This window comes from Anabaena sp. CCY 0017, assembly GCF_963920885.1.
Lineage (GTDB): Bacteria > Cyanobacteriota > Cyanobacteriia > Cyanobacteriales > Nostocaceae > Nodularia.
On the sequence record NZ_CAWUDG010000059.1, the window covers coordinates 1 to 6043 of the forward strand.

General features: G+C 38.7%; 6 protein-coding genes. 5 read left to right on the plus strand and 1 reads right to left on the minus strand.

Translation table 11 applies throughout. From position 1 onward, the window contains the following. From ACM0OW_RS25515 to ACM0OW_RS25530, 4 genes are all read left to right on the plus strand, one after another. Positions 1 to 1985 (plus strand): CHAT domain-containing protein (locus tag ACM0OW_RS25515; protein ID WP_414553489.1); only part of this gene is annotated, 1985 nt, incomplete at its 5' end. A gap of 106 nt (positions 1986 to 2091) precedes the next feature. After that, positions 2092 to 2436 (plus strand): hypothetical protein, encoded by a 345-nt coding sequence (locus tag ACM0OW_RS25520; RefSeq protein WP_414553491.1) that lies wholly within the window; start codon positions 2092 to 2094, stop codon positions 2434 to 2436. Next, positions 2433 to 3854, plus strand: coding sequence for a hypothetical protein (locus ACM0OW_RS25525; RefSeq protein ID WP_414553492.1), 1422 nt, complete (start codon positions 2433 to 2435; stop codon positions 3852 to 3854). Before ACM0OW_RS25520 ends, ACM0OW_RS25525 begins: the two co-directional genes overlap by 4 nt. A gap of 18 nt (positions 3855 to 3872) precedes the next feature. Beyond that, positions 3873 to 4640 carry an ABC transporter ATP-binding protein gene (locus ACM0OW_RS25530; protein ID WP_414553494.1) on the plus strand — a complete coding sequence of 256 codons (768 nt, stop codon included), beginning with the start codon at positions 3873 to 3875 and terminating at the stop codon, positions 4638 to 4640. A gap of 109 nt (positions 4641 to 4749) precedes the next feature. On the opposite strand, the gene ACM0OW_RS25535 is transcribed toward ACM0OW_RS25530, so the two are convergent. After that, a complete protein-coding gene (locus tag ACM0OW_RS25535) occupies positions 4750 to 5280 on the minus strand; it encodes an orange carotenoid protein N-terminal domain-containing protein (RefSeq protein WP_414553496.1) in 531 nt (176 codons plus the stop codon). Positions 5281 to 5494: 214 nt separating this feature from the next. Between ACM0OW_RS25535 and ACM0OW_RS25540 the strand changes: the two genes are divergently transcribed. Then, positions 5495 to 5869 carry a hypothetical protein gene (locus tag ACM0OW_RS25540; protein WP_414553498.1) on the plus strand — a complete coding sequence of 125 codons (375 nt, stop codon included), beginning with the start codon at positions 5495 to 5497 and terminating at the stop codon, positions 5867 to 5869. Positions 5870 to 6043: the final 174 nt, after the last annotated feature.

Genomic DNA, 6043 nt, shown 5'->3' on the forward strand with positions numbered 1-6043 from the left:
TGACGCAAAATAATCTGGCGACTGCATACCTTAACAGAATATTAGGAGAACGAGCCGAGAATCTGGAACTGGCGATCGCCGCTTATCAACAAGCTCTGTCAGTATATACCCGCACTGCCTTTCCTGAAAAATGGGCAATGACGCAAAATAATCTGGCGACTGCATACCTTAACAGAATATTAGGAGAACGAGCCGAGAATCTGGAACTGGCGATCGCCGCTTATCAACAAGCTCTGTCAGTATATACCCGCACTGCCTTTCCTGAAAAATGGGCAATGACGCAAAATAATCTGGCGACTGCATACCTTAACAGAATATTAGGAGAACGAGCCGAGAATCTGGAACTGGCGATCGCCGCTTATCAACAAGCTCTGTCAGTATATACCCGCACTGCCTTTCCTCAAAACAATGCAGAAACTTTGTTAAATTTTGGCAAATTATACCAAGATGAAAAACAATTTGATTTAGCTTACAATACCTTCACCGATGCAATAGTAACAGTGGAATCGATCCGGGGTGAAATTTTTTCTGGGGATGAAAGCAAACGTAAACAAGCTGAAGAATGGAATCAGCTTTATCGACGCATGGCGGAAGTTTGCCTAGCCTTGGGAAAAGAGACTGAAGCAATAGAATATATTGAACGCAGCAAAACCCGCAATTTAGTCGAACTGTTAACCAAAGCCACATCAACAAGTCAAGTAAATCTACCATTAATTAGTAGTAGTATATGCTTTCCAGAAATCCAAAACCTTTTAGATTACAACACTGCAATTATCCAGTGGTACATTTTTAATGATTGTTTTCGTGCTTTCATTATCACCCAAGATAAGGATAAACCAGTTATTTGGCATTCTGATCAACAAGATTTAGAAAACTTAGTAAATTGGATTGTTAATTACCTAAAACTTTACAGCGAAGATAAAAAACGTTGGCAATATCAATTAGGTGATCAACTTACCCAACTAACACAAATACTCCACTTTGATCAAATTATTTCCCTCATCCCCACTAATTGCCACAAGCTAGTTTTAATCCCCCATCATTATTTACACCTGTTTCCTTTCCACGCTATCCCCCTATCTACCAACTCCTCAACACCAGAATATCTCATTGATAGATTTCCCGATGGAGTGAGTTATGCACCTAGTTGTCAATTGTTACGTTTCGCTCAACTCAAAGCTCAACAATTAGCAAGTTCACAGTTAAATCAACTCAGCGATTTATTTGCTATTCAAAACCCCACCAATGATTTAGACTTCACTGATATCGAAGTTGAGACAATAGCCACAAACTTTCAACCCCACCAAATTCTCAAACACAGCCAAGCCACCAAAGCTGTTTTAGCAGAACAGTCAACCAATGAAAATCTCTGCAAATCTCAATGGCTGCATTTTTCTTGTCACGGATATTTTAATTTCCAGTTTCCTTTAAAATCCGGCTTACAGTTAGCAGATGCAGTGATTTATGATATTCCTGCCAATACCTACTCATCACGAAATATCAAAATTGATGAAAACACAGCAATTGATTTAGATAAATGCCTAACTCTAGAAGATATCTTCCTATTAAATTTACCTAACTGCCATCTGGTGACTCTTTCTGCTTGTGAAACTGGCTTGATTGATTCTACCAATAAGAGTGATGAATATATAGGCTTGGCAAGTGGTTTTATCAAAGCTGGTGCAGCCAATATTATTACTACTTTATGGGCTGTGAGTGACTTTCACACAGCTTTATTAATGATTAGATTTTATGAAACTTTGCCTCAAAATTCATATAATGTCACCTTAGCACTGAATAAAACCCAGCAATGGCTACGTCAAGCCACTCAAGCACAAATAATTACCTGGATTCAAGGTATAGATAAAATAGAATCCCCACAGCAACAGCAAATCATAAATTTGTTGAAACAATACAAACCAGAAGAACAACCATTTAAAAGACCAGAATACTGGGCTGCTTTCTGTGCCATATCTCCCTGCTGATGCGTGTTTCAGATCCCCGACTTCTTCAAGAAGTCGGGGATCTTATTTATGGCAATCACCTATAAACTGGATATGATAATATTTAATCAACCCCAAAACTAAACCGATGGAACCCGATAAACTCATCCAAGCATTTACCCAAGTTGTGAGAGAGCAAGATTATGTTTTCTCCCCAGAGGCTATCACAGCCATTCCCGAACTACAGAAAAACCTAGCCGAATTAGAAACCCAAACACCTGATTTAGTAGCGGAAGTACTTCGCCTGTGGTACATAGAATATGAAGATGTGAGAGATGCGGTACTAATTCAAGAAAGAGAAATTACGAGAGTGCGTAAAAGTCAACCAGAAAACCAAGAAAATATCCAAGAAAATCGCTACCGAGTTTTGGAAGAAGACCTCGCAAAATTGCACAATAATAAAACAGGTACAAACCAGCCAAATAAATCATGAAAATTTATGCGCCAAATATCCATTTATTTGCTTTTCAACTATACAAAATTTCCAACATTGACGCAAATAATTCATTAATAGATAAAAATCTTCTCTGGAATACTGGTAATGAGATAGTCCGCACAACCTTACACCAAGACTTGCATCTCAGCCAGCGCCTTGATGTTGATAAAAAACCAAAAAACCCTCGTGTAGATTTGCTCAAGGACACAGAAGTTATAGATGATAACTATGCTGTCACTTTTGAGGGTAAAGTTACTCTAAACCAAGAGTTGCTAGTTAACGGCTTTGCTTATCCCCTACGGCTACATGATAGCTACGGTTTGTGGCTAAATTTACGCCGTCCAGAAACAGAAAATAACTATAATACAGATAATCTAGAAATTGCTTTCTTACGCCAGTTAAATCCAAATAATTGTTTAATTCTGCCAGAAAACCCTTTATTTGTTGGTCAAACTTTGCTAGTTACTGCTTGGTTAACAGGTGCAAAAGATAGAAAAAGCAGCCAAGAAATAGCCAACGAATGTTTAAAATTTCTCTTTCCTGATAATTATCCATTACCACCATTTAATCGCCAAGGTGAATTATTTGGTAGTCCAATCTTTGAATATGGCTTATTTAGTCAATCAGACAATTATCAACACGTTTTAATTTGGCTATTTGCCGATAACCAAGCAGATACTAAGTTTAATCAATGCTATGACGATTTAGTAGATTTATTTTTCTTTCGCACCAAATCTGTAAAAGCTTATAAAGACAGTAAGAAAACTTATAAAAAACTAGACATAGCCTATCGTGAAGTAGAAAAAACTATTGAAAAACTACCCAAAATAGACGATAAAAAATCTACGAACACAGCAAATTTAACTGATTTACAAAACCAATTAAAAGCTTTACCTCAACTAGCATTAGAATACACGCGCCTGCTGCGAGATTTAGAAGAGCAACAAAATACAATTGCAATTCACACCTACAATTATAACGAAAAATTACAGCGTATTCGTGATACAATTGGGAATGATATCAGCTTTTTAGAATTTTTTAGTCAAAAAAGTAGCCCTTATTTCCAACAACAAATAACCGCAGATTTAGGTTATTTTCGCCACGGTTTAGAACTATTGGGTAAAGCCATAGACTCAATTCGTGGCATAGTTGAAATAGAACAAGCTGAGAGCGATCGCTCCTTAGAACGCACCATCCAAATATTAGGTATTGGCTTTGGCGGAGGCGCAATTATTTCTGCCATTATCACCGAATACATCAACGAAATCAATATACCCCTAGCTGCGATATCTCCCAAAAATCCACCCCATCCCTTTTACGCATCTTTATTTTTAAGTATTCTAGTTACATTGTTGTTTATCGGTGTTGGCTGGCTGATTACCAAACGCAGACACTATCCTAGAAATAAGAAGTAGACCAATAACTAAATTCTTATGGCAAACACTATCACAATTACCGATCCTATATTTCCAAATCCTGCACCGCAATCGGTAATTATTCGCCTAGAAAATATCTTTAAAATCTATGGAAGTGGCGAAACCGAAGTCAAAGCCCTTAATGATGTGAATTTGACGATCAATGAGGGTGAATATTGTTCAATTATGGGGCCTTCTGGTTCTGGTAAATCCACAGCCATGAATATTATCGGCTGTTTAGATCGCCCCACCACCGGACATTATTATTTAGATAACCTTGATGTCGCCCAAATGAATGATGCAGATTTAGCCAAAATCCGCAATAAAAAACTGGGGTTTGTCTTCCAACAATTCCACTTATTACCCCAACTGACAGCGTTAGAAAATGTCATGTTACCAATGGTTTATGCCAGTGTCAATCCTAGCGAAAGACGCGATCGCGCCACTGAAGCATTGACAAAAGTCGGTCTAGAAAAGCGGCTGAATAATAAACCCACGCAATTATCTGGGGGACAGCAACAACGGGTGGCGATCGCTCGTGCTATAGTAAATTGTCCCGTTGTTCTTCTAGCCGATGAACCCACAGGCGCACTTGATTCCCAGACAACCCAGGAAGTATTGGATATTTTCACCGAATTAAATAACAGTGGAATCACCGTTGTCATGGTGACACATGAATCAGAAGTTGCGCGTCAAACCCAACGCATCGTCTGGTTTCGTGATGGCGCAGTCGTCCACAGCAACTTAACACCAAAGGATTTAACTCAAGTCACCATGTCCTCATAAAAACCTCCCCTCTCCTTACTAAGGAGAGGGGTTGGGGGTGAGGTTCCATATTTTATTATTCCCAACTCCCCAGCACAGACGTAATTCATCGCATCTCTACAAATCTTGATTACAAGCTAGGGGTTTTTCCCGTTTGTGCTTGTGTTTCAATAGGCTGAACATCGCTGTAGCCCATTTGACCCGCAATTGTGCGGAACACAGATATTTGTCCTTCAAAATCTAGCTTTTCAGTTTGGGAAAGCAAATTCTTGATTGCATCAGTACGCTGATAATTATTTGGCATTCCCACTACTTGATCTCCCATAGCCGCAGCCCAAGCATACCAAACTAAAAGTTGATTATTTTCTTTAATCGCACCATAAGCACGGGAATAATCTGTGTCTTTACCCTCCACAATATCCCGCATAATTGTTAATTGTTGCTCAGGTGACAACTTTAAATAGTCTCCTAAAAGCATGGGTGCAAGTTCTGGTTCAGCCGCATCTGGAGCCGCAGGAGTAATGGATTTACCCATTTTTTCATAAACAAAATAAAACCATGCTAATTTAGCATCGGTATCTAAAGCATTAAACCCTTCAACCACTTTTAAAGTTTCATTGCTTAGTGCTTGAGAAATATTTTTCTTGGAAGTTGTAGTCACAATGGATCTCCATGATTTATCAATCCTACTAAGGATTAACAAATTTTCACATCCCTAATCTACCTCCGAAAGTATGAGTTATATTAAATAATTTTAAATAATTTTCTTCTACCCTGAGTAGATGTATAAGTCTCTCTTCAGACAGAAAGAAAATTACTTCTATCCTTGGTAAAATCGCCCCAGCAATTGCAAAATTACCCAAGGTCTTACTTTTATGGCTGATCGAGTGAAACCCAATGCAAATCAAGCTCCTACCCATGATGCACAATTAGCTGCTGATAGTATGGCTCGTGGTGAAGAGAAAGCAGCAAAGGTTGATTTTGAATCTGATTATGCAGCTGCACAGGAATTTAGCATCAGTGACATCGACAAGACAAATGAAGGTGCATCCGCCGCTTCAGCCGCCACTGCACCGCAACAAAAAGTTGCTGACCCCAAAGAAACAAACACACAAGCGCAATCGACAGGAAACCCCAAAGACTATCTAGAAATGGCAAAGGAAGTTGGGGGTTCTACAACTGAGGGTGTAACTAATGTTAGTGATGATTTAGTTCAAAAAGCTTTTAAAAAAGGTCAATCGCAACAGTAAGTTAGGACTTACGCACTGTACAAATTAATCATGGTATGCTGATACCAAAATAGCCAACTTCCGGCTCAAACAATGATTATTTTGATCGTAAATATACCCGTGTTGTAGGGGTTTAGCAGTGCTCATTGGTGTCAACTTAATGGTACAGCCTCCCAAATTTGCTCTCTGATTTGT

Coding starts and splice junctions, on each gene's coding strand:
- ACM0OW_RS25540 (WP_414553498.1), top strand. CDS start 5,495: ATGGCTGATCGAGTGAAACCCAATGCAAATCAAGCTCCTACCCATGAT.
- ACM0OW_RS25525 (WP_414553492.1), top strand. CDS start 2,433: ATGAAAATTTATGCGCCAAATATCCATTTATTTGCTTTTCAACTATAC.
- ACM0OW_RS25520 (WP_414553491.1), top strand. CDS start 2,092: ATGGAACCCGATAAACTCATCCAAGCATTTACCCAAGTTGTGAGAGAG.
- ACM0OW_RS25530 (WP_414553494.1), top strand. CDS start 3,873: ATGGCAAACACTATCACAATTACCGATCCTATATTTCCAAATCCTGCA.